The following is a 24,692-nucleotide window of genomic DNA, read 5'->3' on the forward strand; positions in this document are numbered from 1 at the left end:
GCGACGAGCTTAGTTCGCCGAGAGTCGAAATTTCGTCAAATTCGGCCCTGTTTCGCCGGCGCAACACCACCGGCCGCCGCGCCCGTCGGGGCCGCGAGGCCCGCATCGAAACGGAGGGAAAAGCGGGTTCCCCGGGTCTCCGGTTCGCGCGACGATTCGACGGTCAGCGACCAGCCTTGCATGTCGCAGACGCGCTTGGCGATCGCCAGCCCCAGGCCACGGGCCGTCTCGTCGCGATCGCCGGCATTGGAATCCCGCATCCGTCCGCTGTAGTAGCGGCGGAACAGGAACGGCAAATCGTCGGCGGCGATTCCCTTGCCGTCGTCACTCAGTTCCAGGGTGTCCGGCGCGCTGAAACGGGTCGTCAGCGTCGCCGGGGCGGCGTGCTCCACCGCATTGCGCACCAGGTTGCGCAGCACGGTCAGCAACGCATAACGGTCCAGCGTCAGGACATGGCCGGGCGCGATCTGGTTGTCCCAGCGCAATTGGGCTTGTCCGGCCTGCGCCTCGTAGCCTCGCCACGCGTCTTCCATGCACTCGGCCACGTCCACGGGCGCGGGTGGCAGCAGCTGGTCACGAGCCATCGCCCGGGCGCTTTCCAGGCATACGATCACATCGTCCACGTTATCCACCACGCGGGTCAGGCGCTGGCGCTGGTCCGGCGTCAACGCCTGGGTAAGCAGCATCAGTTCACTGTCTGAACGGATGGCAGCCAGCGGCGTGCGCACCTCGTGGCTCAGGTTGCCCGCAAACTCGCGTTCGCGGGCGATCGATCGGTCCACCTGGTTTTGCACGCGGTTGAAGGCTTCGATCAGCCGGCCCGCCTCGTCGTCGCGCGTCACCGCCATGTCGGGCGATCCCGGCGCCCAGGTGGACAGACGGTCGGTCAGATCCAGCAACGGCCCCACCGCCACCGCCGCCACCCGGCGCGACAACGCATAGGCGCCGATCACACAGATGGCGCCGACGCCCAGCACAATCAAGCCGAAGTCGTGCACCCGTTCTTCGTTATCGGTGGCGTCGTACAACAGATAAACCTTGCCCCGTCCAGTGTCGGCCACCATCACGTGCCAGGTATAGGCCCCGGGTTCGATCAGGTGCAGCCCGCTCTCCAACCCCAGGACTTCATCGGGGATGCCAGCGGGGCGTTGGCCGTCGACGCTCATCCATGCCCGCATGGAACCGCCCAGTTCGCGCGCGCCCTGGCGCGGCATGAACTCGTCGCTGGCGCGCGCATGTTGGACCAATCGGTCCATTTCCGTATTCAGGATGTCGTTGACCAGATCGTCTTCCATCTGGTCGAAAGTCAGATAGGCCAGCAAGGCCAGCGCCGTCACGAACAACGCGACCGTGCCCGTCAGCGCCCACACCACCCGCTGGGTCAATGTGCCGCCGGCCGCGCGTGTCATGGCGCGTCCCCGGGCAACACCAGCCTCCAGCCGGTGCCGTGCAGGGTCTCGATGCCGTCGAAGCCGGCATCGGCCAACGCGCGCCGCAGCAGATGGACCTGGCTGCGCAGCGCATCGGAAGACGGCGGCTCGTTGCCCCACAGCACGGACTCCAGTTCTTCGCGCGCCACCACCCGGCCCGGATCGCGCATCAGGGCCTCCATGATGAGGCCGGCCTTTCGCGTCAGGTGCACGGGCGTGCCGTTGACCGATACGCCGCGGCTGCGCGTGTCGTACTGCAGCGGGCCAAACTGGCGCACGGAATCCACCGTGTCGCCTTTCGCGCGCTGGATCAGGGCCAGCAGGCGAGCCTCGACTTCCAGCAGGGCAAAGGGTTTGGTGAGGTAATCGTCCGCGCCGTGCGAAAACCCCGTCAACTTGTCTTCGAGGCTGTCGCGCGCCGTCAGCATCAGCACCGGCGCCGACATCCGCATGTCGTTGCGCAGGATGTGCAGCACCGCGTTGCCGTCCATGCCGGGCAGCCCGATGTCCAGGATGACGGCGTCGAAACGCTGCGCTTTGGCGCGTTCCAGCGCGGCATGGCCGGTGTAGGCCACGTCCGGCAGGAAACCGCGCGCTTCCAGGAAGGTGTATAGATTGCCGGCGATGATGGGATCGTCTTCGACGATCAGGATCCGGTTGTTCGCACCTGCCGCGGGGCTGGCAGCCATAAGTTGAAGTTCCTTGTTGGAATCGGGATCGGTGCGCGTTGCCGGACTCAGGCTTGCAGTACCTTGCCGGGATTCATCAGCCCCTGCGGGTCCAGCGCGCGCTTGATCCGCCGCATCAGCGCCAGTTCGACGGGGCTCTTGTAGCGCGGCAGTTCATCGCGCTTGAGCTGCCCCACGCCGTGCTCGGCGCTGATGGAACCGCTGTGCGCGTGCACGCTGTCATGCACCACGCCATAGATTTCGCTTTGCAGCGCCAGCAGTTCGCTTTCGGTCTGGCCGGCCGCGTTGGCCACGTTGTAGTGCAGGTTGCCGTCGCCCAGATGGCCGAAGATCACGTGCCGCACGCCCGGAAAACGCGCTTGGAGCAAGGCATTGGTCTTGTGAACGAACCCGGCAATGGACGAAATGGGGATGGATACGTCGTGCTTGACCGATTTGCCCAGTTCGGCCTCGGCCAGCGGGATGCTCTCGCGCAAGTGCCACAGCGCCTTGCTCTGCGCCACGTTGGCGGCAATGGCGGCATCGCCGATCAGGCCCGCATCGATGGCATCGCCCAGCACGGCCTCGAAGCGTTCGCGCGCATGCGCCTCGCTTTCGCTGTCGGACAGTTCCAGCAGCGCGAACCAGGGCGATTCGGCCGAATCCCCTTCGAAGGGCAGGCGCTGCTGCGGGAACAGGCGCACCACGGCCTGGAGGCAGGCGCCGCTCATGAGTTCAAAGCCGGTCAGCGCGGCGCCAAACCCCGAACGTGCGCGTGACAGCAGGTCCACCGCGTGGTCGATCGTGTCCACCGTCAATAGCGCCGTGCAAGACGCCACGGGCCGGGGAAACAGCTTCAGCGTGGCGGCGGTGATGATGCCCAGCGTGCCTTCGCTGCCGATGTAGAGATCGCGCAAGTCGTAGCCGGTGTTGTCCTTGCGCAAGCCGCGCAGGCCGTCCCACACTTCGCCTTCCGCGGTCACCACTTCCAGGCCTAGCGTCAGGTCGCGCGTGTTGCCGTAGCGCAGCACCTGCGTGCCGCCGGCGTTGGTGGCCAGATTGCCGCCGATCGTGCAGCTGCCCTCGGCCGCGAGGCTGAGCGGAAACAGGCGGTCGGCCCCCGCGGCGGCTTCTTGAACGGCCTGCAAGATGCAGCCTGCCTCTACCGTGATGGTGTCGTTCGCGGTATCCAGATTGCGCACGGCGGTCAGGCGGGCCGTGGACAGCACCACGGCACGGCCGGATTCGTCCGGCGTGGCGCCGCCGCACAAACCAGTATTGCCGCCTTGCGGCACCACCGGCACGCCATGGTGCCGGCACAGTTTCACGGCGTCGGCGACCTCTTGCGTCGAACCCGGGCGAATAACCGCCAAGGCGGTGCCACGGTAGCGCCTGCGCCAATCCTGCACGTAGGGTTCGGCGTCAGCGCCGGTCAACACATGGGAGAACCCCAGCAGGGACTGTAGATTGCTCAGCAAAGTCATAGGCGCCGCACAAGAAAGGCCTGGTGTCGCCCAGGCGCAGGTCAAGGGATATGCGGACTATTGTAGGGGCGGAATCGCCCGCCCCGCAGGGTAGGCAAAGCCCGACGTCTAACCGACGGCCTGGTCCAGCCGTGTGCCGGTCAGCCCGGAGCAGTAGGCCCGGGATGCGATGCGGTTCATCAGGAACGCCCGGTCGACGCCTGCGGGTCCCGGCATTTCGGACAGCGCGCGATAGGCGCGGCGCAGGGCCTCGCCGCGCGTCGCGCCGCACACCAAGAGGCGCGTGCAGGGCAGGCGGCGGTCGACGCAGCCGTCGATGCGCATTTCCAGCGCATGGGCGGCATCGGGATCATGGCCGGCAACGGGCGAGCCGGCGGCGTTCGGCTGCGCCTGGGCGCCCGACACCCGGAAAACCCCGCTGCGATCGTCCAGCGAAAAGGCCACCGTGCCCATCCCCTGCCACCCGCGGTCGCGGGCGACATCGGCGGCAATCACTCGCAACGCGGCCTCGACGGAAGCCGGCAGATGCGGCGCCGGGCATTCGGCGATCAGCACCCGGGCGTCGCGCCAGACGCAGCGCTCCCAGGCGCGGCCGGTGGCCAGTTCGCCGGTTTCCGATACGAATACATGGATATCAAGCCGGCGTTCGCGACCGGCGGCCGGCCCGGCATAGTCCGTGGGGGGGCCGCGCCTGCTGGTGGCTCCCCTTGACGACATGACAGTAGAAACTTTGGCACCCATGGCCCCTCCCGGTCTTTCTGCTTGCATAGCAAGCGTATCACCTTCGGATGACGAGCAATTTCCATGCCATGCGCCGCCCTCTGGCAAAGGCCCTTTCGGCCGTCTCGGGATCCGCACCGGATCAATGCGATCCGCCCCCGCATGCACCAAACCAGGGCGCGCGCCAACCCTTAAGATGCCCTACTCCGCCCGCGGGATGAGGCCCTACCCGCCAATGGAGGATAATTCCACCTTGACCCTCTTGCCAGCCGGGTTTCGATGCGCGGGTTTTCACCATGTCGCCCCGTCGAACACCCCGCTGTAACACCGTTATCAAGGAATCGTCGTGGGTAATAACAAGTCGCAATTTCCTGCCTCGGTCTTCAAGGCCTATGACATCCGCGGCACCGTCCCGGACCTGATCGACGCCACCTTCGCCCGCGCGTTGGGCGGGGCGCTGGCTGCCCGCGCCCGGGCTGAAGGCGTGCAGACGCTGGTGGTGGGCCGCGACGGCCGCCTCAGCAGCGAGATGCTGTCGACGGCGCTGCAAGAGGGCATGCTGGAAGGCGGCGTGGACACGGTCGACATCGGGATGGTACCGACCCCCCTGGTCTATTTCGCCACGCACATCATGCAGTGCGGCTCGGGCGTGGCCATCACGGGCAGCCACAACCCGCCCAAGTACAACGGCTTCAAGATGATGATGGGCGGACGCGCGCTATACGGCGACGACGTGCAGGCCCTGAGCGCCGCGATGAACGGCGGCGCTGCCGCCCCGGCGGCCCAGGCCGGCGTTCGCCGCCAACTGGACCTGGTCGCGGCCTACATCGCGCGCGTGGCGTCCGGCGTCAAACTGGCACGCCCCATGAAGATTGCGATCGACTGCGGCAACGGCGTCGCAGGGGCGGTTGCGCCCCAGTTGTTCCGCGCGCTGGGCTGCGAGGTGACCGAACTGTTCTGCGAAGTCGACGGCACCTTCCCCAACCACCATCCCGACCCCGCCGAACCCAAGAACCTGCAAGACCTGATCAAGTGCGTGGCGGAAACCGACTGCGAACTGGGGCTGGCTTTCGACGGCGACGGCGACCGTCTGGGCGTGGTCACGAAATCCGGCCAGATCATCTGGCCCGATCGCCAATTGGTGCTTTTCGCCCGCGACGTGCTGGAACGCAATCCCGGCGCCACCATCATCTATGACGTGAAGTGCAGCCGCCACGTGGGCCTGTCGGTCGACGCCGCCGGCGGCGAGCCGCTGATGTGGAAGACGGGCCATTCACTGGTCAAGGCAAAGCTGGCTGAAACCGGCGCGCCGCTGGCAGGTGAAATGAGCGGCCATATCTTCTTCAAAGAGCGCTGGTACGGCTTCGACGACGGCCTGTACACCGGCGCCCGCCTGCTTGAAATCGTGTCGCGCTTCGCCGATGCGTGCGCACCGCTGGAAGCCTTGCCGCAAGACGTGTCCACGCCCGAGCTGAAGCTGGAAATGGAAGAAGGCCAGCCCTTCGCCCTGGTCCAGGCATTGCAGGACCAAGGCCAATTCCCCGACGCCCGCCGTGTGATCACCATCGACGGCGTCCGTGCGGAATACGCGGACGGCTTCGGCCTGGCGCGGCCGTCGAACACCACGCCTGTGGTCGTGCTGCGTTTCGAAGCGGAAACGACCGAGGCGCTACAACGCATCCAAGCCGATTTCCGCCGCGAACTGGGCAAGCTCGCGCCGGAAGCCAAACTGCCTTTCTGAACCGTCCATGTCTCTTCCCAACAGCCCGGCCTGGCAACAATTCACCGCGGCGGCGAACTCCGCCTCGCGACGCGGCGAGCAATTGCGGCTGATCAACGCTCCGGGGCTGCGCCTGGACCTGAGCGCGCAGGCGCACTCGCCCGCCTTGCAGGAAGCATCGGCGGCATTGCTGGCGCAGCAGGGCTTTGACGCCGCCCGCGCCACGCTGTTCGACGGCGGCAACGCCAACTGGACGGAAGACCGCGCCGCCTGGCACACCGCCTTGCGCGCGCCGCAGCCGCCCGCCGCGGTGGCCGGCGCCGTGCTGGCCGAACGCGAACGCCTGCGCGAATTCGTGCGCGAGGCCGACGCGGCGGACCGATACGGCTACGTGCTGCATCTGGGCATCGGCGGCAGCGACTGGGGACCGCGCCTGGTAACGCGCGCCCTGCGTCATGGCGGCGCGAAACGGGAAGTGCGCTTTGCCTCCAACGTCGACTCGCACTCCGTCGCCGACGCCATGAGCCGGCTGGATCCGCACGACACGCTGGTCATCGTCGCCTCAAAATCCTTCACGACCACCGAACCGCTGGCCAATGCCGAAGTCGCCATGAACTGGCTGCGGGAAGCCGGCGTGGCCGATCCCATCAAGCAGGTCGTGGCCATCACGTCCAACGTCGAAGCCGCGTTGAACCTGGGGATCTTGCCCGACCACATTTTCCAGATCTGGGACTGGGTTGGCGGCCGCTATTCGCTGTGGTCGGCGATCGGCCTGCCGATCGCGCTGGCGCTGGGCAACGACGCGTTCGACCAGCTGCTGGCCGGCGCGGCGGCCATGGACGAGCACTTCCGCACCGCCCCGATCGCGGAAAACGCCCCGGTGCAGCTGGCGCTGGCCGGCGTGGTCAATCGCAGCGTGCTGGGCTATGACTCGATGGTCATCGCGCCCTACGACTCGCGGCTGTACCACATCGTGCCATGGGCGCAGCAACTGGAAATGGAGTCACTGGGCAAAGTGGCCACCGCCGACGGCAGCCCCGCAGGCGTGCCGACCGGGGCTGCGATCTGGGGCATGTCGGGCACGGACTGCCAGCACACGTTCTTCCAATGGCTGCACCAGGACACCATGGGCGCGCCGGTGGATTTCATCTTGTGCGAACAACCCGACCACGACTATGCCCGCCACCATGAACTGCTGATCGCCAATTGCCTGGCGCAACGTTCCGCGCTGCTGCGCGGCAAATCTTTCGACGAGGCGCTGGCGGAAACCTCCGCCACCGAACGCGATCCGGCCCGCGCGCGCCTGCTGGCGCAACATCGGGTCCACCCGGGCGGACGCCCTTCTTCGCTGATCGTGCTGCCCAGACTGGAAGCCTATACGCTGGGCGCGCTGCTGGCGCTGTACGAACACAAGGTCTTCGTGCAGGGCGTGATCTGGGGCATCAACCCGTTCGACCAATGGGGCGTGGAATTCGGCAAGGTGCTGGCCAAGAACATCATGCGCGAGCTGGACTCGCCGCAGACCAGCCAGCAGGACCCGTCCACCCGCTTCTGGATCGACGCGATCTCGCGCCGCCACTAGCCGGCCGGCGCGGCCGCAAGCCGTCAGGCGCTTAGCGTGTCGTAAAGCGCCACATGAATACGGGCGACCTGCTCGATATTGAACTCGCGTTCGGCCAGCGCCCGGCCCGCCTTGCCCATCGCCTGCCGCAACGTCGCGTCTTCGGCCAGGCGGGCGATGGTGTCGGCCAAGGCCTGTGCATCCCGCACCGGCACCAGCAAACCCGTTTCACCGGGTTCGATCGCATCGCGGCAGCCGGGCACGTCGGTCGTCACGACGGCGCGTGCGCAAGCGGCGGCTTCGATCAACGACTTGGGCAGGCCTTCGCGGTACGACGGCAGCACGGCGATATGGGACGCCGCATACAGCTCGGGCACATCCGAACGCTCGCCCAGCGCCTGGACCGCCCCCTCGCGTTGCCAGGCTTCGACCTCATCCTGCGTCGCCGACGCGGGGTTGCCCGCATCCACGCCGCCGACCAATTGCATCGTCACCGGCACGCCCCGCTGGCGCAGCATGCCTGCGGCCTGCACGAACTCCTGCACGCCCTTGTCACGCAACAAGCGGGCCACCATCGTGACCACGACCGGCGGCGCAGCCGGCTCGGGCAATGCGCGATAGGCGTCCAGGTCGACGCCAGCGCCACGGATCATGACCACCTGCCCGTCTCGCACCGCGCCCAGTGACTTGAGCAGGTCGCGGTCATTGGCGTTCTGGAAGATCACGCGGCTGTTGGGGTGGCCCAACGCAATCCGGTACAGCCTGGCCACCACCGAGCGCACCAGCCGCATCTTCAGCGTGTCGGACAGGAACACGAAGCCCAGCCCCGAAATCGCAGCCACCATGCCCGGCACGCGAGCCAGGCGCGCGGCAATGCCGCCGTAGAGCACGGGTTTGATGGTGACCAGATGCACCACGTCCGGACGCACGCGCCGGAACAAGCGGACCAGGGCCAGCAATGTGCCCAATTCCTGCAAGGGGTGCTTGCCGCTGCGCGTCATCGGGATCGCGTGGTGCGTCATGCCCAGCGCCTCGATGTCGGCCACGGCAGGCCCGTCCATCGTGGCCACATGCACGTCGTAGCCCGCGCGCTGCGCGGCTTGCGCCACCGGCACGCGATGCGACATGAAGAATGCCGGGTTGTTGACGACGAACATCAGGCGACGGCCTGCGGTCATGCCTGGACTCCAGAAATACGGCGCCATACGGCGAGGTAACGTTGCACCATCCGGGCAAGGTCGAAATTTTCAAGCACGCGGGCACGTCCGGCTTCGCCAGCGCGTCCGCTGCCCCGCGCGGCCACGTCGCAGAGGGCGGTCTCGATGCCGCGCGCCAGCGCCTCGGCCTGCTCGGGCGGCACCACGACACCGGTGTCGCCGACGATAAAGGCGGCGTCGCCCACGTCGGTCACCACGCAGTAGACGCCGCAGGCCATCGCCTCGGCGACCACATTGGGAAAGCCTTCCGCGCAGCTGGACAACACATGCAAGTCCAGCCCGTTCATCACCGCGGGCACGTCGTCGCTGGGGCCAGCCAGGATCAGCCGTTCGCGTAGCGAAAGCTTGTCGATCAGCGCCGCCAGCTCGGTGTTGTCCGCCGTCATGCCGCGCCCGACCAGCACGCAGCGCAAGCCCCCGTCGCGGCCGTCGCGCACCAGCGCGGCCACGGCACGCAGCAGGTTGGCGTGGTCCTTGAGCGGATCCCAGCGGGCCACGCAACCGATCACGGGCGCGTCTTCGGACAGGCCCCATTGCGCCCGCATGCGTGCGCGGGCCTGCGCGTCAGGCGCATAGCGCGACAGGTCATAGCCGTTCGAGATCACCACCATGCGGTCGCGCCGGTAGCCCTTTTCGGCGTGGCGCTCGGCGGCGTTCTGCGCGGCGCAGATGATCGCGCGAGGCACGCTGCCCGACAGCAGCGCACACGCCCGCAGCACCAGGCGTGCCGAGCGGCTGCTGCGTTCCAGGTGCGCGCCCGAATTGCGGATGCCCCAGGCGACGGCGCGCACGCCCGCCAGGCGGGCAGCCAGGCCGCCGATCAGATCGGCGTGGTACATCCAGGTCTGCACGGCATCGGGGCGGCTGTTTGCAATCAAACGGCGCAAGGCCAGGAAGCCGCCCAGACTCACGCGGCCGCGCTTCATGCCCAGCGCATGCACGGCCACGTCGGCCGCGCGCAGGCGCTCTCCATAGATGCCTTCATCGGTCAATGACACGACGATATGCTCCACGCCGGATTCGGGGTATGTCGCCAGGCGCAACAGCACGGATTCCGCACCGCCCTGCCCCAAGCCGGTAATGACGTGCAGGACGCGCATTGCCGGGGTGCTCATCGCCCCTCCTGCACCGCTTCGAACAGTTCATCCCATTCAGATAGCACGCTGGCCAGCGCATAGCGGTGGCGCACCGCCGTTGCGCCGCGTTCGCCCAGTTGCCGGCGCAAATTCAGATCGCCCATGATGCGTTGCAACGCGTCGCGCAAGGCGCCGCGGTCGCCCGCCGGCACAAGCAAAGCATCTTGCCCGTCGCGCGTCATCTCGCGCGGGCCGCTGGGGCAGTCGAACGCCACGCTGGGCAGGCCCAGCGACATGGCTTCGAGGAGAACATTGGGAAAGCCCTCGACCAGCGAACTCAGCACGAAGGCCTGGCCCCGGGCCAGTTCGTCCCAGGGCGCTTCCGTGCGACCGGGCAGACTGATCCGAGATTGCAGGCCCAGTCTCGCGATCTGCGCTTCAAGCGCGGCGCGCTCGGGGCCTTCACCCCAGATGCGCAGGTTCCAGTCGGGATTCAACGGCGCCAATTGCGCGAAGACATCGATCAGCAGGTCGAATTGCTTGTCCGTCACGAGGCGGCCCATCGCCAGCAGGTCGCGCGGGCCGTCCCCGTCGCGCTGCATCACGCGCGGGGCGTTCAGCAATGGGGCGGGCAACGGATTGGGAATGACGGCCAGACGCTTGATGCCGGGCACCTGGCGCGAAAACGGACCGGCGGTGTCTTCCGCCTGCACCGTCACCATGTCGGCGCGCGGATACAGCAGGCGGCGCAGCCTGCGCCACACCGTTCCTGTCGTGGTCTCGGCGACCGGGTTGGTGCGCTCGCAGACGATAAGCGGCACGCCCAGGCCGCGCGTCGCGAGGATGGCGGCCACATTGACGTTGGTCAGGAACGACACCACCACGTCGGGCCGGGTGTCGCGGATATGTTTGCGCAGCGCCAGCAGGCGCTTGAACGCGGCCATCCCGCCCGACTCGCGCGTGCCCGCAAGGTCTGCCAGCCAGGCCAATTCGACCTTGTCCGACAATGGATAAAAGCAGGTGCCCTTGGACGAGTAGGTAGGCGTCAACGTGACGGAATCGCCGCGTTCGGCCCATGCATTGACCAGCGTGGCCGCGACCCGTTCGGCGCCGCCCGCATGCATGGAACTGACCAGCATCAATATTCTCATTCGTCAGAGACTCCCAATCGATCCCCCTTGATCCGATCCTGTCCGATAACGGTCCAACCAGGCCTGCATCATCAAGACGCCCCACAAATGGCTATCCCAGTTGCGATGGCCCGACGTATGTTCACGCCACTTGCGCAGGATGGGTTCGGGTTCGAACCAGCCTTCCTGGCGCAGTCGCGTGGGGTCCAGCAGTGCGTCCGCCCATTCCCGCAAGGGGCCGCGCAGCCAAGCCGCCAGCGGCACCGCGAAGCCGCGCTTGGGGCGATCCACCAGCGCTTGCGGCACGTGGCGATGCAACACCTGGCGCAGCAACCACTTGCCCGTGTTGCCGCGCACCTTGTACTGGTGCGGCAGGCCCCACGCGAATTCATAGACGCGATGGTCGATCAGAGGCACGCGCGTTTCCAGGCTGACCGCCATGGCCGCGCGGTCCACCTTGACCAGGATGTCGTCGGGCAGATAGGTCACTGTGTCCAGCTTCATCATGGACTCGAACGTGGAACCCTGCATGGCCCGCGCAAATTCCGAGACCGGTTCCACGCCGCCCTTGACCACCTTGGACGGCTCGGCCCAGTACGACACGAAGTGGCGATAGAAATCGCCGCGCGAGTCCGTGCGCAGCAATTCACCCAGCTTGCCGACCTTGCCGCGCCACGCGCCGCGCCCCGGCAGATGCGTGGACGCCGAGAGCAGCGCGCCCGCAGGCTTGCGCAGCAGCGCAGGCACGCGCTCGCACTGTTGCCACCAGTTGTTCACGCGGAAATAGCGCGAATAGCCGCCGAAGAGCTCATCGCCACCGTCGCCCGACAGCGCCACGGTCACGTGCTGGCGTGCCATTTTCGTGACCAGCGACGTCGGGATTTGCGACGAGTCGGCAAACGGTTCGTCGTACATGTCCGCCAACGAAGGCACCACGGCCAATGCGTCCGCCGCGGTTACATAGAGTTCGGTATGGTCGGTGCCCAGGTGCGTGGCCACGGCCTTCGCGTGCTGCGCCTCGTCGTAGCCCTTTTCGTGGAAACCGATCGCGAAGGTGCGCACAGGTTTGGCGCTTTGCGCCTGCATCAGGGCCACGATGGTGGACGAATCGATGCCGCCCGACAGGAAGGCACCCAGGCTGACGTCGGCCAGCATCTGGCCGCCAACCGCCTTGGACAGCACGCCTTCCAGCGCTTCGGTGGCTTGCGCGTCCGACTCGAATTTCAACAATGATCTGGCGGCAGTGTCGGCCGCGTCGCGCGCCGACCAGTACACGCGCGGTTCCGGCATGCGGCGGCTGCGAGCGTCGTCGGCCGTGAATTCGACCCAGGTTCCCGGCGGCAGCTTGGCGATGCCTTCATAGATGGATTGGGGCGCCGGAATGTAGTTGTGCCGCATGAACGACGCCAACGCATTGCGGTTCAGGTCGCGGCCAAATCCGGGGATGGGCATCAGCCCCTTCAATTCCGAAGCGAACACCAGCTCGGCGCCCGAATAGCCGTAGTACAGGGGCTTTTCGCCCATGCGGTCGCGCGCCAGCACCAGTTTGCGCGACGCACGGTCCCACAGCGCGATCGCGAACATGCCGACCGCGGCCTGCAAGGTCGCCTCGATGCCCAGCGCGGTGAAGCCCGCCAACAGGGTTTCGGTATCCGAGTGTCCGCGCCAGGACGGCGCCAGCGCGGATTGCTCCAGCTGCTTGCGAATGTCCAGGTGGTTGTAGATCTCGCCGTTGAAGACCATCACATAGCGCCCGCATGCGGACGCCATGGGCTGGTGGCCCGCTTCGGTCAGGTCCAGGATCGCCAGGCGGACGTGCGCCAGGGCCAATTCGGCGCCGGCGTCTTCCCAGAAACCGTTGCTGTCCGGCCCGCGGTGGCGGATGCGGCGGCAGCTTTCCGCCAGCACGCGCTCCTTGTTTCCGAGGGGGCCCCAAATTCCGACTATTCCACACATGATGTAGTTCTCGTGGTCACCGTAGCAACGGCGCGCCGCGCGGGCCTACCGGCCCGATGCGCGCACGCCGTCAAAAAGTTCTTGCCATTGTTGCAGCACGCGCGTGGCCGAAAATCGGTCACGCACGTCAGTCGCCGCCTGCCCCATGCGTTGGCGCGCGGCATCATCGCTCATGACGTCCGCCAGCGCCTTGCACAGCGCGGGCACATCGCCGTTGGGCCGGACCAGCACGCCGTCGATACCCTCCCGCACGATTTCACGCGGGCCGGTATCGCAATCGAAAGACACGGCCGCCAAGCCGCTGGCCATCGATTCAAGCAAGGTGTTGGACAGCCCCTCAAAGCGGGAGGTCAGCACGTATAGGTCGGCGCTCTTGTACCAATCGCCCACGTTGCCGGCGCGTCCGGGCATCGACACGCGCGGCGCCAGGCCGGCCTTGTCCACCTGCGCTTGCAGGGCCGCGCGTTCCCCGCCTTCGCCAAGGATAACCAGATCCCAGTCCGGATGCGATGGCGCCAGCGCGGCGAACGCCTGGACCAGCAGGTCGAAACCCTTGTCCGCATGCAGCCGGCCGACCGCCAGCAATCGCTTGCGTCCGTCGCCCGACACCGGGATCAGCAGCGGTTCGGCGCGCGGCAAGGGCCAATGCACCGGGTTGGGAATGACCGCCAGCCGGGAGCCGGGCACGTGCTGTTCAATCCAGTCGGCCGTGCCGCGCGTCAGTGCAACGACACGAGCGGCGCGCGGATAGGTCAGCCGGCGCAAGCGCAGCCACAGGCCCGACAAGGTCTGTGACGGCGGATGCGTATGTTCCGTGGCGATCACGCGGCAGCCCAGGCCGGTACTGGCCAGCACGGAAAGCACGGATGCCGTGGTCATCATGCCCAGCACGATGTCCGGCCGGAACGCCTTGATCACCCGGCGCAACGCGCGCACGCGCTGCACGTTGCTCCAGATGCCGCGCAGGCCGCCGCCCTCGCCTGCCGTATGCAGGACTTCGCGGCGGACCTTGGGGTGCAGGGCATAGACGTCGCCTTCGGCGCCGGCCTGCGTCACCACCATCACGTCGCGCCCCATCTCGGCCCAGTGGGCGCTCAGGTCGGCGGCAACGCGTTCAGCGCCGCCGCCATGCAGCGAATGGATGAAAAGCAGGACGCGCAGGGCACGGCCGGAATCGGCTTGGGACATTCAATCGGCCTCCTTGGGTTCGGCCTTGCGCATGGCCACCACCAGGTAGCACGCGAAGGACAGCACATACATGAGGCTGGTCGCCAGCATGATGCCGGCCGCGCCCATCTTGGGCGCCAGCACGGTGTTCAATACCGCCTTCAGCGCAAAATTGGCGACGGCGATGGCGGCCATGATGCGATAGCGGTTCTGGCTGGCCAGCAACTGCACCAGGATCAGCACGCCAAAATAGAAAGGCAATTGCAGCAGGCCCCAGCGCAACACATGCGCGACGGCCTCGGTGTTTTCAGCAGTGAAGGCGCCGCGCTGGAACAGCACCGACACGCCCCACGGGGCCAGCACCCAGCCGATCGCGACGGCGACGGCGCCCGCGCCCACCATCAGCACCGACCATTTCAGCGCCATGCCGCGCGCGCGGCCGGTGTCGCCCCGCGCTTGCACGTCGGCCAGCACCGGCAGCGCGGCGCGGCCCACCGACACGGCGCCGATGCCCAGCAGCAAGGAAAGCAGCCGGCTGGCGTAGCCCAGCGTCGCGTTCGCGTTGGCGCCCAGGTTGGCCGCGGCGTACTGGTCCAGCGGGCCGACGAAGCTCATCGCCACCTGGCCGATCAGCATCACGCCCGCGGCGCCCATCAGTTCAGGCCAATGCGGCGAACGCAGCGTCAGGCGCGGCGCGCCCCAGAACCCGTTGTCCGCCCGCGCCGCCAGCCAGGCCAGCCAGACCGTCTGGATGGCATAGCCGACCAGCGTGCCCCATAGCAAGGGCCCGACGCCATCGGCGCTGACGGCCAGCATCACCCAGGCCAGCGTCGCCACGGCGGGCACGCTGTCCAGCAACGTATTGACGTGGCGTTCATGGGCGCGCAAGCGCGCAGCGCTGATGCCGGCAATCAGCAGCAGCGCCGACACCGGGGCGAAAGCGACGAGCAGGTCGCCCGTCATGCCGCGCACGCGATCCGGCAGGCCCTTGCCCAGCAAGTCCAGCACATACGGCCAGGCGAACCAGGTGGCGATGGCCAGCGCGATGCCGGCCGCAGCCACCCAGCCCTGGAGTTCTTTGATGAATTGGTCGCGTTCGGCGTCTTCCGCGCGGCGCAACCGCACAAGCACCGGGATCAAGACCACCGACAGCACGCCCACGATCGTGACCGGCAGCCACGTGGCCATGGTCATCGTGAATTGGTAGGCATCCACGGCGTCGCTGACGCCGTACCGGTAGGCCACCGCCATCTCTTTGATGGCGCCGGCGGCCTTGCCCAGCAGCAGGAACACGGCCACCCGGAAAGCGCCCTTGAAGATGCGCTGGTGGTCCGGGTGGATGTTGCCGAGTTTGCGGACGAGTGCTTTCAAATCAACGCAGGAATTGCGTGTACCAGGGCATGGCCACTTCCAGGCCCTGCAGCACCGTATGCGACGGCGCATAGCCCAGAAGACGGCCCGCCTTGCTGACGTCGGCCTGCGAATGGCGCACGTCGCCCGGGCGGAAGTCGGCATAGACCGGCTTCTTGCCGTAGTTCACGTTCTCGTTGCCCAAGGCCTTGACCAGGAAGCCGAACAGGTCGTTCAGCGTGCTGCGGCCGCTGACGGCCACGTTGTAGACCTGGTTGCGGCCTTCCGCCGGGGCCATCGCGGCCAGCAGGTTGGCCTGCACCGCGTTGTCCACGAAGCAGAAGTCGCGGCTGGTTTCGCCGTCGCCATTGATGGTGACGTCGTCGCCCTTGATCATCGCGGCGGTCCACTTCGGGATCACGGCGGCGTAAGCGCCGTCCGGATCCTGACGCTTGCCGAACACATTGAAGTAGCGCAGGCCCACGGTTTCGAACCCGTACGAACGCGCAAACACATCGGCGTACAGTTCGTTCACGTACTTGGTCACGGCGTAGGGCGACAACGGCTTGCCGATGTTCTCTTCGACCTTGGGCAATGCCGGATGGTCGCCGTAGGTGGAGCTGGACGCCGCATAGACGAACGACTTCACTTCCGCGTCGCGCGCGGCAACCAGCATGTTCAGGAAGCCGCCGATGTTCACCTCGTTGGTGGTGATCGGATCCTTCAATGAACGCGGCACGGAACCCAGCGCGGCCTGATGCAACACGAAGTCCACGCCCTGAACGGCGCGGTGGCAGGCGTCCAGGTCGCGAATATCGCCTTCCACGAAGGTGAAGCGCGCCCATTGCTCGGCCGAGACCGATGCGCGGACTTCGTCCAGGTTGCGCTGGTGGCCGGTGGCAAAGTTGTCCAGGCCGGTGACGGTCTGGTTCAGCTTCAGCAGGGTCTCCAGCAGGTTCGAGCCGATGAAGCCGGCGCATCCGGTCACGAGCCACTTGCGCGGCGCGGCGGTCAGTTCCTGCTTGATGGTGTCAAAACGCGTCGTCATATCTGAATCCTTACAGGCGCAAATCGGATTCGGCAGCCGACAGCACGTATTTCAGGTCATAGAGAATATGTTGGGCCTTGCCCAGCTTACGGATGCCTTCGGCGCCCAGGGCCTTGAACTGGTTGTGCGCCACCGCCAGGATCACGGCGTCGTACTTGCCTTCTTCAAGCTTGGCCACCGGGGTCAGGCCGTACTCGTGCATCGCCTCTTCCGGGTCAACCCACGGGTCGTAGACGTCCACGTCGACGTTGTAGTCGCGCAGTTCGCCAACAATGTCCACGATGCGCGTGTTGCGCAGGTCGGGGCAGTTTTCCTTGAAGGCCAGGCCCATGACCAGCACGCGCGCGCCTTGCACATGGATGCGTTGCTTGGTCATCGCCTTGACCAGCTGCGACACCACATACCCCCCCATGGAGTCGTTCAGGCGGCGGCCCGCCAGGATGATCTCGGGGTGATAGCCGATCGATTGCGCCTTGTGCGTCAGGTAGTACGGGTCCACGCCAATGCAGTGGCCGCCCACCAGACCCGGACGGAACGGCAGAAAGTTCCACTTGGTGCCGGCGGCTTGCAGCACGGCTTCGGTGTCGATGCCCATCTTGTTGAAGATCAGGGCCAGTTCGTTGATCAGCGCGATGTTGACGTCGCGCTGCGTGTTCTCGATCACCTTGGCGGCTTCGGCGACGCGAATGCTGGACGCCTTATGCGTGCCGGCGGTGATGATCTCTTTGTACAGCTGGTCGACCAGCTCGGCGACTTCGGGCGTCGAGCCCGAGGTGACCTTCTTGATCGTGCTGACACGGTGATCCTTGTCGCCCGGGTTGATGCGCTCCGGGCTGTAGCCTGCGTAGAAGTCCACGTTGAACTTCAGGCCCGACACGCGTTCCAGCACGGGCACGCAGTCTTCTTCCGTGGCGCCCGGGTAAACGGTGGATTCATAGATGACGATATCGCCGCGCTTGAGTACCGCGCCGATGGTCTCGCTGGCTTTGACCAGCGGGGTCAGGTCAGGCTGCTTGTACTCGTCGATGGGCGTCGGCACGGTCACGATGAACACGTTGGCCTGGCCCAGCTCGGCGCGGTCGGCGGTGTAGCGCAGCTGAGCGGCTTCAGCCAGCTCTGCGTCGCTGACTTCCAGCGTGTGATCGTGCCCGGCCTTCAATGCGTCGATGCGGCGCGTATTGATATCGAAACCGATGACCGAGCGCTTCTTGCCGAACTCCACCGCAAGCGGCAGACCGACGTAGCCCAGGCCCACGACAGCGAGTTTCACATCCTGAATTCGCAACATAACTCTCCCTTCACCGTAGAACGATTACGGCATTTTAAAGATGGTCGGGTGATAGATAACCGAGCCCCCGGCGGCATTCGCCGGGGCACTCAAACCTAATCCGTGGTTTTCAAAACGGACGGCAGCAGCAGCCATCCCGGCCGGCGCCAGGAGACCAGCCGCGCATACAGCCAGATGTAGACGCTGGCGAACACTACGAGGCTGGCGCCGAGCGCCCACGCGTTGTCCCACCAGATCGTGGCCGGCACCAGGCCGATCAGCGCCAGCACCCACATGTAGGGCGACGCCATCGCATTGCACAACGCGGGCACCGCATGACGGCGGCCGCGGCTGAACGTCACGCGGACCAGCCGGCGGAATACCAACTGATGCAGGTGCAAGGCATCCGGCTGATCGACCGGGACGCCGCGCTTGAAGCGCCGGCGCCAGATCGAAAAGCCGGTTTCGAATACGGGGTAGAACAGCACGGCCAGCGCGTAGAACGGCGACACCGACGGATTGCGGACCACCAGCAGCACGGCCAGTTCAGCCAGCATGAAGCCCAGGAAGTACGCGCCGCCGTCACCCAGGAACACGCGTCCGAACGGGAAGTTCCAGACCAGGAAGCCCAGGGTGGCCGACGCCAATGCGGCCGAAATCAGGAAGATCGGCACGTCGCCCACTTGCATGGCCACCAGGCTGATCGACACCGCCATCAAGGTGGCGACCATGCCGGCCAGGCCGTTCATGCCGTCCACGATGTTCAGCGCATGCGTACAGCCGCCCACCGCGAACATGGTGAACAGCAGCGACACCGGCCAGAACGACAGGACGTAGTCCACCGGCGCCATGCCGACACGGCTGACGCCGCCCAGCAGCCACCAGGCGATGGCCGCCGACAGGAAGGCCGCCAGCAAACGCTTGCTGGCGCCGATATCTTTTGTGATGTCTTCCAGCAGGCCGGCCACGAACACCGGCAACGCGGCGACGAACAACGCCGGCCACAACCACGTCAGTGTCATGTTGGCGGGGCCCAGCACCAGCAGGCCCAGCAAAGTGCCGGCAAGCACGGCCAGGCCGCCGACGCGCGGCGTGGCGCGGGAATGGTTTGCTTGCGGCTTGTTCAGATCGCTGTCGCCGGTAAACCGGCCGTGCCAGCGCTCCGACCACACGATGAGTCCGCCCACCATGAACGCGACCACGCAGATATACAGCCAGGTCACAGAATCACCTCTGGTTGGTCTATCGAGACAGGCCCGCCATTATCGGAGGCAGGTGTAACGCCCATATATGGGAGGGATAAGGAAGTGCAATTCACGGGCACGAAACGTAACACCCCGAGCCGGGCCGTTCGTCCACAGCCAGACCGCTGGTTGAAGGGGGCTGTTGCAACGAAACCGCGGGTGCGCGGAAGGACGGATTTCATGCGGTGATTGTAGAGCTTTCCGTCAGGCAACACCCGAAATATCCCAGGGAAAACGCGGAGACCGCCATAGGGAGGAAACGCTCCAGGCCAACCGGCTCCGGCATATCTTGCAACAAAATAGGGACGGATTGATTCAGGACAAAAAAAAGCCCGAGATCGTGAGATCTCGGGCTAAATCCACCAAAGGAGGAGGGTGGAGGAGACAACCGTGGCATGTTGGGAGCTGGCCTTCTGCTCGCTACGCGTTCGGGGTTTTGCACCGCGCCGACTGCGTTTCAACATCCGATGAGTGAATAGTACCGAGGTTTTTTGTGCGATGCAAGAATTTTTTTAATCTCTTTGGAAGGCGCGTTTTCGCGTTGCATTTTCGCCGCAAATTCCGGCAGCACCCCCTGGAGACCCGCGGCTATCAACGACCTTGCCGAAAAAAGGGTTTTTGCCAAACGGGTAAACCCATTGCGGACTAACCCTAGACGGTATCGGGTAATCCCACCCTGTTATTTGCACCGTATTGGTGCGCCTTGCACCAGCATGCGGCCGAATTTGCGCACTGCAACATTTCGGCTACAGGCCCTGTCAGATCCAGTAAGCCGTCGTCGTCATCACCTTGGACATCGCCCGCATTGCGGCCTTTACGGGGCCTGGCAGGGGCACGCCCCCTGCCCGCTCGGCGCTGGCGCGGTGCTCGGCTTCGTCGTCCTTCATCTTGCGAACGATCTCGCGCGATCGCTCATCGTGCACCGGCAAGGTGCGTAGATGCTCTTCCAGATGCGCCTCTACCTGGCGTTCGGTCTCGGCCATGAAACCAAGGTTGCGGGGAACGCCCGCATAACTGGCCAGCACGCCCAGGGCAAACGAACCGGCGTACCAGACCGGATTGAGCAAGCTGGGCCGGCTGCCCAGCTCGGTCAGGCGCTCGTTGCACCACACCAGGTGGTCGACTTCCTCGGAGGCCGCGTTCAGCAGTAGTGCCCGCGGCGCGGCTTCGCGGCAAACCGACGCCTGCCCGCGGTATAGCGCCTGCGCGCAGATCTCGCCCACATGGTTCACGCGCATCAGGCCGGCCGCATGCCGCTTTTCCTGCGCGGACAGGGCGGTAAGCGGTTCTTCGGCTCTGGCCGGGTACGGCCTGCTGGCGGTCGCGCTGTTGGACAGCACCCTCAGTGCGCGGTCCGCTTCGGCCAGCAACGCATCCAGGGGGCTGGTCCGGCGCAGGAAAGAAACGGGGCCGGATTTTGACAGGGCGGTGGACATGGGCAACTCCTTGGCGAAACAGGCGCCACACACCCCTGATGCGGGGCGGGGCTCTCATGCCTGGAATTGTACGCAACAGGTATCATCAATCATTGACTGCGCTCAACGCTCAAGGACACACAACATGGAATGCACGATCGACTGGGGCGGCCCGAACGGCATGCTCTTTACCGCCAGCACCGGCAGCGGCCACGTGGCCGTGATGGACGGCGCCGTGGATGGCGGCGGACACAACCTGGCGCCCCGCCCGATGGAAATGCTGCTGGCCGGTACCGGCGGCTGCACGGCGTACGACGTCGTCCTGATCCTCAAGCGCGGCCGCCATGCGGTCACCGGCTGCAGCGTCAAGCTCCAGGCCGAGCGTGCGGATGCCGATCCCAAGGTTTTCACCCGCATCCACTTCGCTTTCACGGTCACGGGCCGCAACCTGCCGCAGGCCGCGGTCGAGCGCGCCGTGCAGTTGTCCCACGAAAAGTACTGCTCTGCCTCGGCCATGCTCGAGAAAACGGCGGCACTGACGTTTTCGGTTGAAATCGTCGATACCCAGGAAACGCCGGCGGCCGCCTGAGGCACGCTCGCGTGGTGTAATTCGCCCTATCCCTTCTTCTCTATCTTGATAAGCGCCGCCGCGTCGCACGCGGCGGCCAATTTGCGTCACCCGCGGGGCGGGCGAACACAAGGACCGCCATGAAACAATACCTGGACCTCGTTCAATCCATTCTGGACACCGGCGCGTGGCAGGAGAACCGGACGGGCATACGCACGCTCAGCATGCCGGGCGCCTCATTGCGGTTCGACCTGCAAAAGGGCTTTCCCGCCGTCACCACCAAAAAATTGGCGTTCAAGTCCGCCATCGGCGAAATGGTGGGCTTCATGCGCGCCTCGCGCAGCGCCGCCGAATTCCGTGAGCTGGGCTGCAAGGTCTGGGACCAGAACGCCAATGAAAACAGCCAATGGCTGGCCAACCCGTATCGCGAAGGCCCGGACGACCTGGGCCCGGTCTATGGCGTGCAATGGCGCCAGTGGCCCGCCTACAAGTTGCTGGACGCCAGCCGCCCGGCGCAAATCGACGACGCGCTGGCGCGCGGCTATGCCAAAGTGGCCGACCTGGAAGAAGGCGGCGTCCCGAAGGTGCTGCTGTACAAGGCGGTGGACCAGTTGCGTCAATGCCTGGACACCATCCACGAGCGCCCGGGCGACCGCCGCATCCTGTTCCACGGCTGGAACTGGGCCCAGATCGAAGAAATGGCCCTGCCGCCCTGCCATTTGCTCTACCAGTTCCTGCCCAACGCGACCACCCGCGAAATCTCGCTGTGCCTGTACATCCGTTCCAACGATGTCGGCCTGGGCACGCCCTTCAATCTGACCGAAGGCGCCGCGCTGCTGCATCTGGTGGGGCGCCTGACCGGCTACACCCCGCGCTGGTTCACGTATTTCATCGGCGATGCCCACATCTACGAGAACCACCTGCCGATGTTGCGCGAACAGCTCAAGCGCGAGCCGTACGAATCGCCCAAGCTGGTGCTGTCCGACCGCATTCCCGATTTCGCCGTGACGGGCCGCTACGAACCCGAATGGCTGGAAAAAGTGGAGCCGGGCGATTTCTCGCTGTCCGGCTACACGCATCACGCCCCGCTCACCGCGCCCATGGCCGTGTAAGATCGCGCCCGGCGCGCCAACTCCGGCGGGCCGGGATGCGCGCAGGCGCCGCCGCAGTCCTTGCCGCAGGCCGACACGCCGCGCCTGCCGGCATAAGTGAAGATTGGTGAGCATCTGGAAGCGCGATTTCGGTATAACCCATCCCTTAGCCTCGGACGCGCGTCCATAATGCGCTGCGCGCCGCGGCTGCCGACCGGCCCATGCCGAGCCGCGCGTACCGCCAGCCGCGCAGCCGCGCGGCCCATCCGGCAGCGCCGACCGCAGGCATCGCCCGCCCGCCGCATCCCCCTTCCCGACAAGAGAGTAGGTAAATCGCCAGCGTCGACAGCAGGAATTGTCTTGCGACCGAATTGCAACTGTTGACTACTAATTGATTTGATTTGAGGCCGGCGCGATCGCAGCAAGCGCTCAGGACAGGACCCACACATGCTCGTTGGAACTTATAACCCTTCGCTCGTCCTCGTATCCTTAGGGGTCGCCATTCTGGCGTCATACACGGCGTTGGGCATGGCCAATCGCGTGCGGGCGTCGAACGGGCTGCCGGCTGCGCGCTACTGGCTGGCGGGCGGCGCGCTTGCCATGGGCATCGGCATCTGGTCCATGCACTTCGTCGGCATGCTGGCCTTCAACCTGCCCATTCCCATGGGCTACGACCTGCCTCTGACCGTCCTGTCGCTGGGGATCGCCATCGGCTGCTCGGCCTTCGCCCTCTGGATCGTGTGCAAGGACGAGCTGCCTTGGCGCAGGCTGGTGGCCGGCGCCCTGCTGATGGGCGCCGGGATCGCCGCGATGCACTACCTGGGCATGGCCGCGATGCGCATGACGCCCGGCATCGTCTACGACACCCTGTGGTTCTCGCTGTCCATCCTGATCGCCGTGGCCGCCTCCGGCGCCGCGCTCTGGATCACTTACCGGCTGCGCCAGGACGGGCCTCGCATGGCCTGGTCCCGGCCCCTGGCGTCGGGGGCCATGGGCCTCGCCATCGTCGGCATGCACTATTCAGGCATGGAGGCCGCGGGCTTCCCGGCCGGCAGCATCTGCATGGCCGCCGACGGCGGTATCTCGGCCGGCTGGCTGGCCATCGCCGTCACCGCCGTGACGCTCAGCGTGCTGGCCATCGCGCTCGTCGTCGCCGTGCTGGACAACCGGCTGGAGGCGCGCACGTCGGCGTTGGCCTCGTCGCTGGCCGAGGCCAACGAAGAATTGGTGCAACTGGCGCTGCACGACACGCTGACCAAATTACCCAACCGCATCCTGCTTGAAGACCGGATGGAGCAGGCGATCGAAAGCGCCAGCCGCCGCAAGGGCTACTTCGCCGTGCTCTTCTTCGACCTGGACGGTTTCAAGGCGGTCAATGACGCTTACGGCCACCACACCGGAGACGCCCTGCTGATCGATCTGGCGCAGCGCATCCGGCAAGCCCTGCGCACGCAGGATACGGTGGCGCGGCTGGGCGGTGACGAATTCATCGTGCTGAGCGAAGTCATCGAGCCCACCGACGGCGCGAACGTGGCCGACCGGCTGATCGAAGCCATCGCCCGCCCGGTCATGGTCTACGGGCACGAAGTGCTGGTGACGTCCAGCGTGGGGATCGCAATCTACCCCAACGATGGCGAAGACACCCACAGCCTGCTGACCAACGCCGACGCCGCGATGTACCACGCCAAGCGTCTAGGCGGCACCGGCTACAGCTTCTTCGAGCCATCCATGAACGCGGACGCGCACGAACAGATCGAACTGCTGCACGACCTGCGCCTGGCGCAGGAGCGCGACCAGTTCGTGCTGCACTACCAGCCCAAGTACGAGGCGCCCGCCGGCCCCATCATGGGCGCCGAAGCGCTGCTGCGTTGGAATCACCCGACCCGCGGCCTGGTCGGTCCGGACCAGTTCATTCCCATCGCCGAAAAGACGGGTTTGATCCTGCCGATCGGGGAATGGGTCATCAATGACGCTTGCCGCCAGATGCGGGAATGGATCAACGCCGGCCAGGGCCACTGGACCATCGCCGTCAACATTTCGGCGCTGCAGTTCGCCCACGCCGGCCTGGTGGAAACGGTGCGCGCCGCCCTGGCGCGGCACGACGTGCCGCCCGCGTGCCTGACGCTGGAAGTGACCGAGTCCACGGCCATGCGCGACGCCGAGGCCAGCCTGGCCGTGCTCAAGCGCCTGTCCGGCCTGGGCGTGACCATCTCCATTGACGACTTCGGCACGGGCTATTCCAGCCTGCTCTACCTGAAACGCCTGCCTGCGACCGAGTTGAAGATCGACCGCGGCTTTGTGAACCAGCTTGAAAACGACAACGAAGACGCTGCCATCGTGTCGGCCATCGTCGCGCTGGCGCAGCAACTGAACCTGCGGATCGTCGCCGAAGGCGTCGAGACAGCGGCGCAGCAGAAATTCCTGACCGGGCTGGGCTGCGATTCCCTGCAGGGCTTCCTGCTGGGCCGCCCGATGCCCGCGACGGAATTCCTGGAACACGCGGCCGGATAAAGGGCGGCGGGATAAAGGGTGGCCGGCTGGCTTCGGCGGAATTTGCTACGCTTACGCCGTCCGATCGGC

The 24,692-nt window shown here is 66.1% G+C and carries 19 protein-coding genes; 5 read left to right on the top strand and 14 right to left on the bottom strand.

Features of this window, described 5'->3' with window-relative positions; translation table 11 throughout:
* Window positions 1-35: 35 nt before the first annotated feature.
* The 4 genes from CQ050_RS11405 to CQ050_RS11420 all read right to left on the bottom strand — a co-directional run bounded on the left by CQ050_RS11405 (window position 36) and on the right by CQ050_RS11420 (window position 4,323).
* Complete coding sequence (locus tag CQ050_RS11405; RefSeq protein WP_105556941.1) at window positions 36-1,409, bottom strand: HAMP domain-containing sensor histidine kinase; 1,374 nt, start codon at window positions 1,407-1,409, stop codon at window positions 36-38.
* Complete coding sequence (locus tag CQ050_RS11410; RefSeq protein ID WP_105556942.1) at window positions 1,406-2,119, bottom strand: response regulator transcription factor; 714 nt, start codon at window positions 2,117-2,119, stop codon at window positions 1,406-1,408. Before CQ050_RS11410 ends, CQ050_RS11405 begins: the two co-directional genes overlap by 4 nt.
* A gap of 47 nt (window positions 2,120-2,166) precedes the next feature.
* A complete protein-coding gene (locus CQ050_RS11415; protein ID WP_105556943.1) occupies window positions 2,167-3,582 on the bottom strand; it encodes an FAD-binding oxidoreductase in 1,416 nt (471 codons plus the stop codon).
* A 108-nt stretch (window positions 3,583-3,690) separates the two neighbouring features.
* The gene (locus CQ050_RS11420) at window positions 3,691-4,323 is read right to left on the bottom strand and encodes a BPTD_3102 family carboxylase-like protein (protein ID WP_105556944.1); all 633 of its coding nucleotides are present in this window, start codon (window positions 4,321-4,323) and stop codon (window positions 3,691-3,693) included.
* Window positions 4,324-4,648: 325 nt separating this feature from the next.
* Here CQ050_RS11420 and CQ050_RS11425 point away from each other — a divergent pair, with 325 nt between their 5' ends.
* Window positions 4,649-6,043 (top strand): phosphomannomutase/phosphoglucomutase, encoded by a 1,395-nt coding sequence (locus tag CQ050_RS11425; protein ID WP_105556945.1) that lies wholly within the window; start codon window positions 4,649-4,651, stop codon window positions 6,041-6,043.
* 7 nt (window positions 6,044-6,050) lie between these two features.
* Window positions 6,051-7,604 (top strand): glucose-6-phosphate isomerase, encoded by a 1,554-nt coding sequence (gene pgi, locus CQ050_RS11430; protein ID WP_105556946.1) that lies wholly within the window; start codon window positions 6,051-6,053, stop codon window positions 7,602-7,604.
* A gap of 23 nt (window positions 7,605-7,627) precedes the next feature.
* On the opposite strand, the gene CQ050_RS11435 is transcribed toward pgi, so the two are convergent.
* The 10 genes from CQ050_RS11435 to coq7 all read right to left on the bottom strand — a co-directional run bounded on the left by CQ050_RS11435 (window position 7,628) and on the right by coq7 (window position 20,474).
* Window positions 7,628-8,761: a glycosyltransferase family 4 protein gene (locus CQ050_RS11435; protein WP_105556947.1), complete on the bottom strand. Its 1,134-nt coding sequence runs from the start codon at window positions 8,759-8,761 to the stop codon at window positions 7,628-7,630.
* Window positions 8,758-9,915 (bottom strand): glycosyltransferase, encoded by a 1,158-nt coding sequence (locus CQ050_RS11440; RefSeq protein WP_233213972.1) that lies wholly within the window; start codon window positions 9,913-9,915, stop codon window positions 8,758-8,760. The genes CQ050_RS11435 and CQ050_RS11440 overlap by 4 nt, the downstream gene beginning before the upstream one ends.
* Window positions 9,912-11,027, bottom strand: a complete 1,116-nt coding sequence (locus CQ050_RS11445; RefSeq protein ID WP_105556949.1) for a glycosyltransferase family 4 protein — start codon at window positions 11,025-11,027, stop codon at window positions 9,912-9,914. The genes CQ050_RS11440 and CQ050_RS11445 overlap by 4 nt, the downstream gene beginning before the upstream one ends.
* A gap of 3 nt (window positions 11,028-11,030) precedes the next feature.
* Window positions 11,031-12,962: an asparagine synthase (glutamine-hydrolyzing) gene (gene asnB / locus CQ050_RS11450; protein WP_105556950.1), complete on the bottom strand. Its 1,932-nt coding sequence runs from the start codon at window positions 12,960-12,962 to the stop codon at window positions 11,031-11,033.
* A 45-nt stretch (window positions 12,963-13,007) separates the two neighbouring features.
* Window positions 13,008-14,150 carry a glycosyltransferase family 4 protein gene (locus CQ050_RS11455; protein WP_105556951.1) on the bottom strand — a complete coding sequence of 381 codons (1,143 nt, stop codon included), beginning with the start codon at window positions 14,148-14,150 and terminating at the stop codon, window positions 13,008-13,010.
* Window positions 14,151-15,500 carry a murein biosynthesis integral membrane protein MurJ gene (murJ, locus tag CQ050_RS11460; protein WP_105556952.1) on the bottom strand — a complete coding sequence of 450 codons (1,350 nt, stop codon included), beginning with the start codon at window positions 15,498-15,500 and terminating at the stop codon, window positions 14,151-14,153.
* Window position 15,501: 1 nt separating this feature from the next.
* Window positions 15,502-16,527 carry an SDR family oxidoreductase gene (locus CQ050_RS11465; protein WP_105556953.1) on the bottom strand — a complete coding sequence of 342 codons (1,026 nt, stop codon included), beginning with the start codon at window positions 16,525-16,527 and terminating at the stop codon, window positions 15,502-15,504.
* Window positions 16,528-16,537: 10 nt separating this feature from the next.
* Window positions 16,538-17,815, bottom strand: a complete 1,278-nt coding sequence (gene tviB / locus CQ050_RS11470; protein WP_105556954.1) for a Vi polysaccharide biosynthesis UDP-N-acetylglucosamine C-6 dehydrogenase TviB — start codon at window positions 17,813-17,815, stop codon at window positions 16,538-16,540.
* A 95-nt stretch (window positions 17,816-17,910) separates the two neighbouring features.
* The gene (locus tag CQ050_RS11475; RefSeq protein ID WP_105556955.1) at window positions 17,911-19,017 is read right to left on the bottom strand and encodes a glycosyltransferase; all 1,107 of its coding nucleotides are present in this window, start codon (window positions 19,015-19,017) and stop codon (window positions 17,911-17,913) included.
* 779 nt (window positions 19,018-19,796) lie between these two features.
* Window positions 19,797-20,474 carry a 2-polyprenyl-3-methyl-6-methoxy-1,4-benzoquinone monooxygenase gene (gene coq7 / locus CQ050_RS11480; RefSeq protein WP_105556956.1) on the bottom strand — a complete coding sequence of 226 codons (678 nt, stop codon included), beginning with the start codon at window positions 20,472-20,474 and terminating at the stop codon, window positions 19,797-19,799.
* Window positions 20,475-20,598: 124 nt separating this feature from the next.
* On the opposite strand from coq7, the gene CQ050_RS11485 reads away from it, so the two are divergent.
* The 3 genes from CQ050_RS11485 (at window position 20,599) to CQ050_RS11495 (ending at window position 24,623) form a co-directional block, all read left to right on the top strand.
* Window positions 20,599-21,042, top strand: a complete 444-nt coding sequence (locus CQ050_RS11485) for an OsmC family protein (protein ID WP_105556957.1) — start codon at window positions 20,599-20,601, stop codon at window positions 21,040-21,042.
* A gap of 119 nt (window positions 21,043-21,161) precedes the next feature.
* On the top strand, window positions 21,162-22,133 hold the full coding sequence (locus tag CQ050_RS11490; protein WP_105556958.1) for a thymidylate synthase: 972 nt from the start codon (window positions 21,162-21,164) through the stop codon (window positions 22,131-22,133).
* Between the two features lie 426 nt (window positions 22,134-22,559).
* Entirely contained in the window at window positions 22,560-24,623 is a 2,064-nt protein-coding gene (locus tag CQ050_RS11495; protein ID WP_105556959.1) for a bifunctional diguanylate cyclase/phosphodiesterase, read from the top strand.
* Window positions 24,624-24,692: the final 69 nt, after the last annotated feature.

The organism is Achromobacter sp. MYb9 (genome assembly GCF_002975275.1).
Taxonomy (GTDB): Bacteria; Pseudomonadota; Gammaproteobacteria; order Burkholderiales; family Burkholderiaceae_B; genus Achromobacter.

What these genes read in the sequence shown, in the direction of transcription:
- CQ050_RS11405 (WP_105556941.1), bottom strand. Translation starts at nt 1,409, where the DNA reads ATGACACGCGCGGCCGGCGGCACATTGACCCAGCGGGTGGTGTGGGCG.
- CQ050_RS11410 (WP_105556942.1), bottom strand. Translation starts at nt 2,119, where the DNA reads ATGGCTGCCAGCCCCGCGGCAGGTGCGAACAACCGGATCCTGATCGTC.
- CQ050_RS11415 (WP_105556943.1), bottom strand. Translation starts at nt 3,582, where the DNA reads ATGACTTTGCTGAGCAATCTACAGTCCCTGCTGGGGTTCTCCCATGTG.
- CQ050_RS11420 (WP_105556944.1), bottom strand. Translation starts at nt 4,323, where the DNA reads ATGGGTGCCAAAGTTTCTACTGTCATGTCGTCAAGGGGAGCCACCAGC.
- pgi (WP_105556946.1), top strand. Translation starts at nt 6,051, where the DNA reads ATGTCTCTTCCCAACAGCCCGGCCTGGCAACAATTCACCGCGGCGGCG.
- CQ050_RS11435 (WP_105556947.1), bottom strand. Translation starts at nt 8,761, where the DNA reads ATGACCGCAGGCCGTCGCCTGATGTTCGTCGTCAACAACCCGGCATTC.
- CQ050_RS11440 (WP_233213972.1), bottom strand. Translation starts at nt 9,915, where the DNA reads ATGAGCACCCCGGCAATGCGCGTCCTGCACGTCATTACCGGCTTGGGG.
- CQ050_RS11445 (WP_105556949.1), bottom strand. Translation starts at nt 11,027, where the DNA reads ATGAGAATATTGATGCTGGTCAGTTCCATGCATGCGGGCGGCGCCGAA.
- asnB (WP_105556950.1), bottom strand. Translation starts at nt 12,962, where the DNA reads ATGTGTGGAATAGTCGGAATTTGGGGCCCCCTCGGAAACAAGGAGCGC.
- CQ050_RS11455 (WP_105556951.1), bottom strand. Translation starts at nt 14,150, where the DNA reads ATGTCCCAAGCCGATTCCGGCCGTGCCCTGCGCGTCCTGCTTTTCATC.
- CQ050_RS11465 (WP_105556953.1), bottom strand. Translation starts at nt 16,527, where the DNA reads ATGACGACGCGTTTTGACACCATCAAGCAGGAACTGACCGCCGCGCCG.
- tviB (WP_105556954.1), bottom strand. Translation starts at nt 17,815, where the DNA reads ATGTTGCGAATTCAGGATGTGAAACTCGCTGTCGTGGGCCTGGGCTAC.
- coq7 (WP_105556956.1), bottom strand. Translation starts at nt 20,474, where the DNA reads ATGTCCACCGCCCTGTCAAAATCCGGCCCCGTTTCTTTCCTGCGCCGG.
- CQ050_RS11485 (WP_105556957.1), top strand. Translation starts at nt 20,599, where the DNA reads ATGGAATGCACGATCGACTGGGGCGGCCCGAACGGCATGCTCTTTACC.
- CQ050_RS11490 (WP_105556958.1), top strand. Translation starts at nt 21,162, where the DNA reads ATGAAACAATACCTGGACCTCGTTCAATCCATTCTGGACACCGGCGCG.
- CQ050_RS11495 (WP_105556959.1), top strand. Translation starts at nt 22,560, where the DNA reads ATGCTCGTTGGAACTTATAACCCTTCGCTCGTCCTCGTATCCTTAGGG.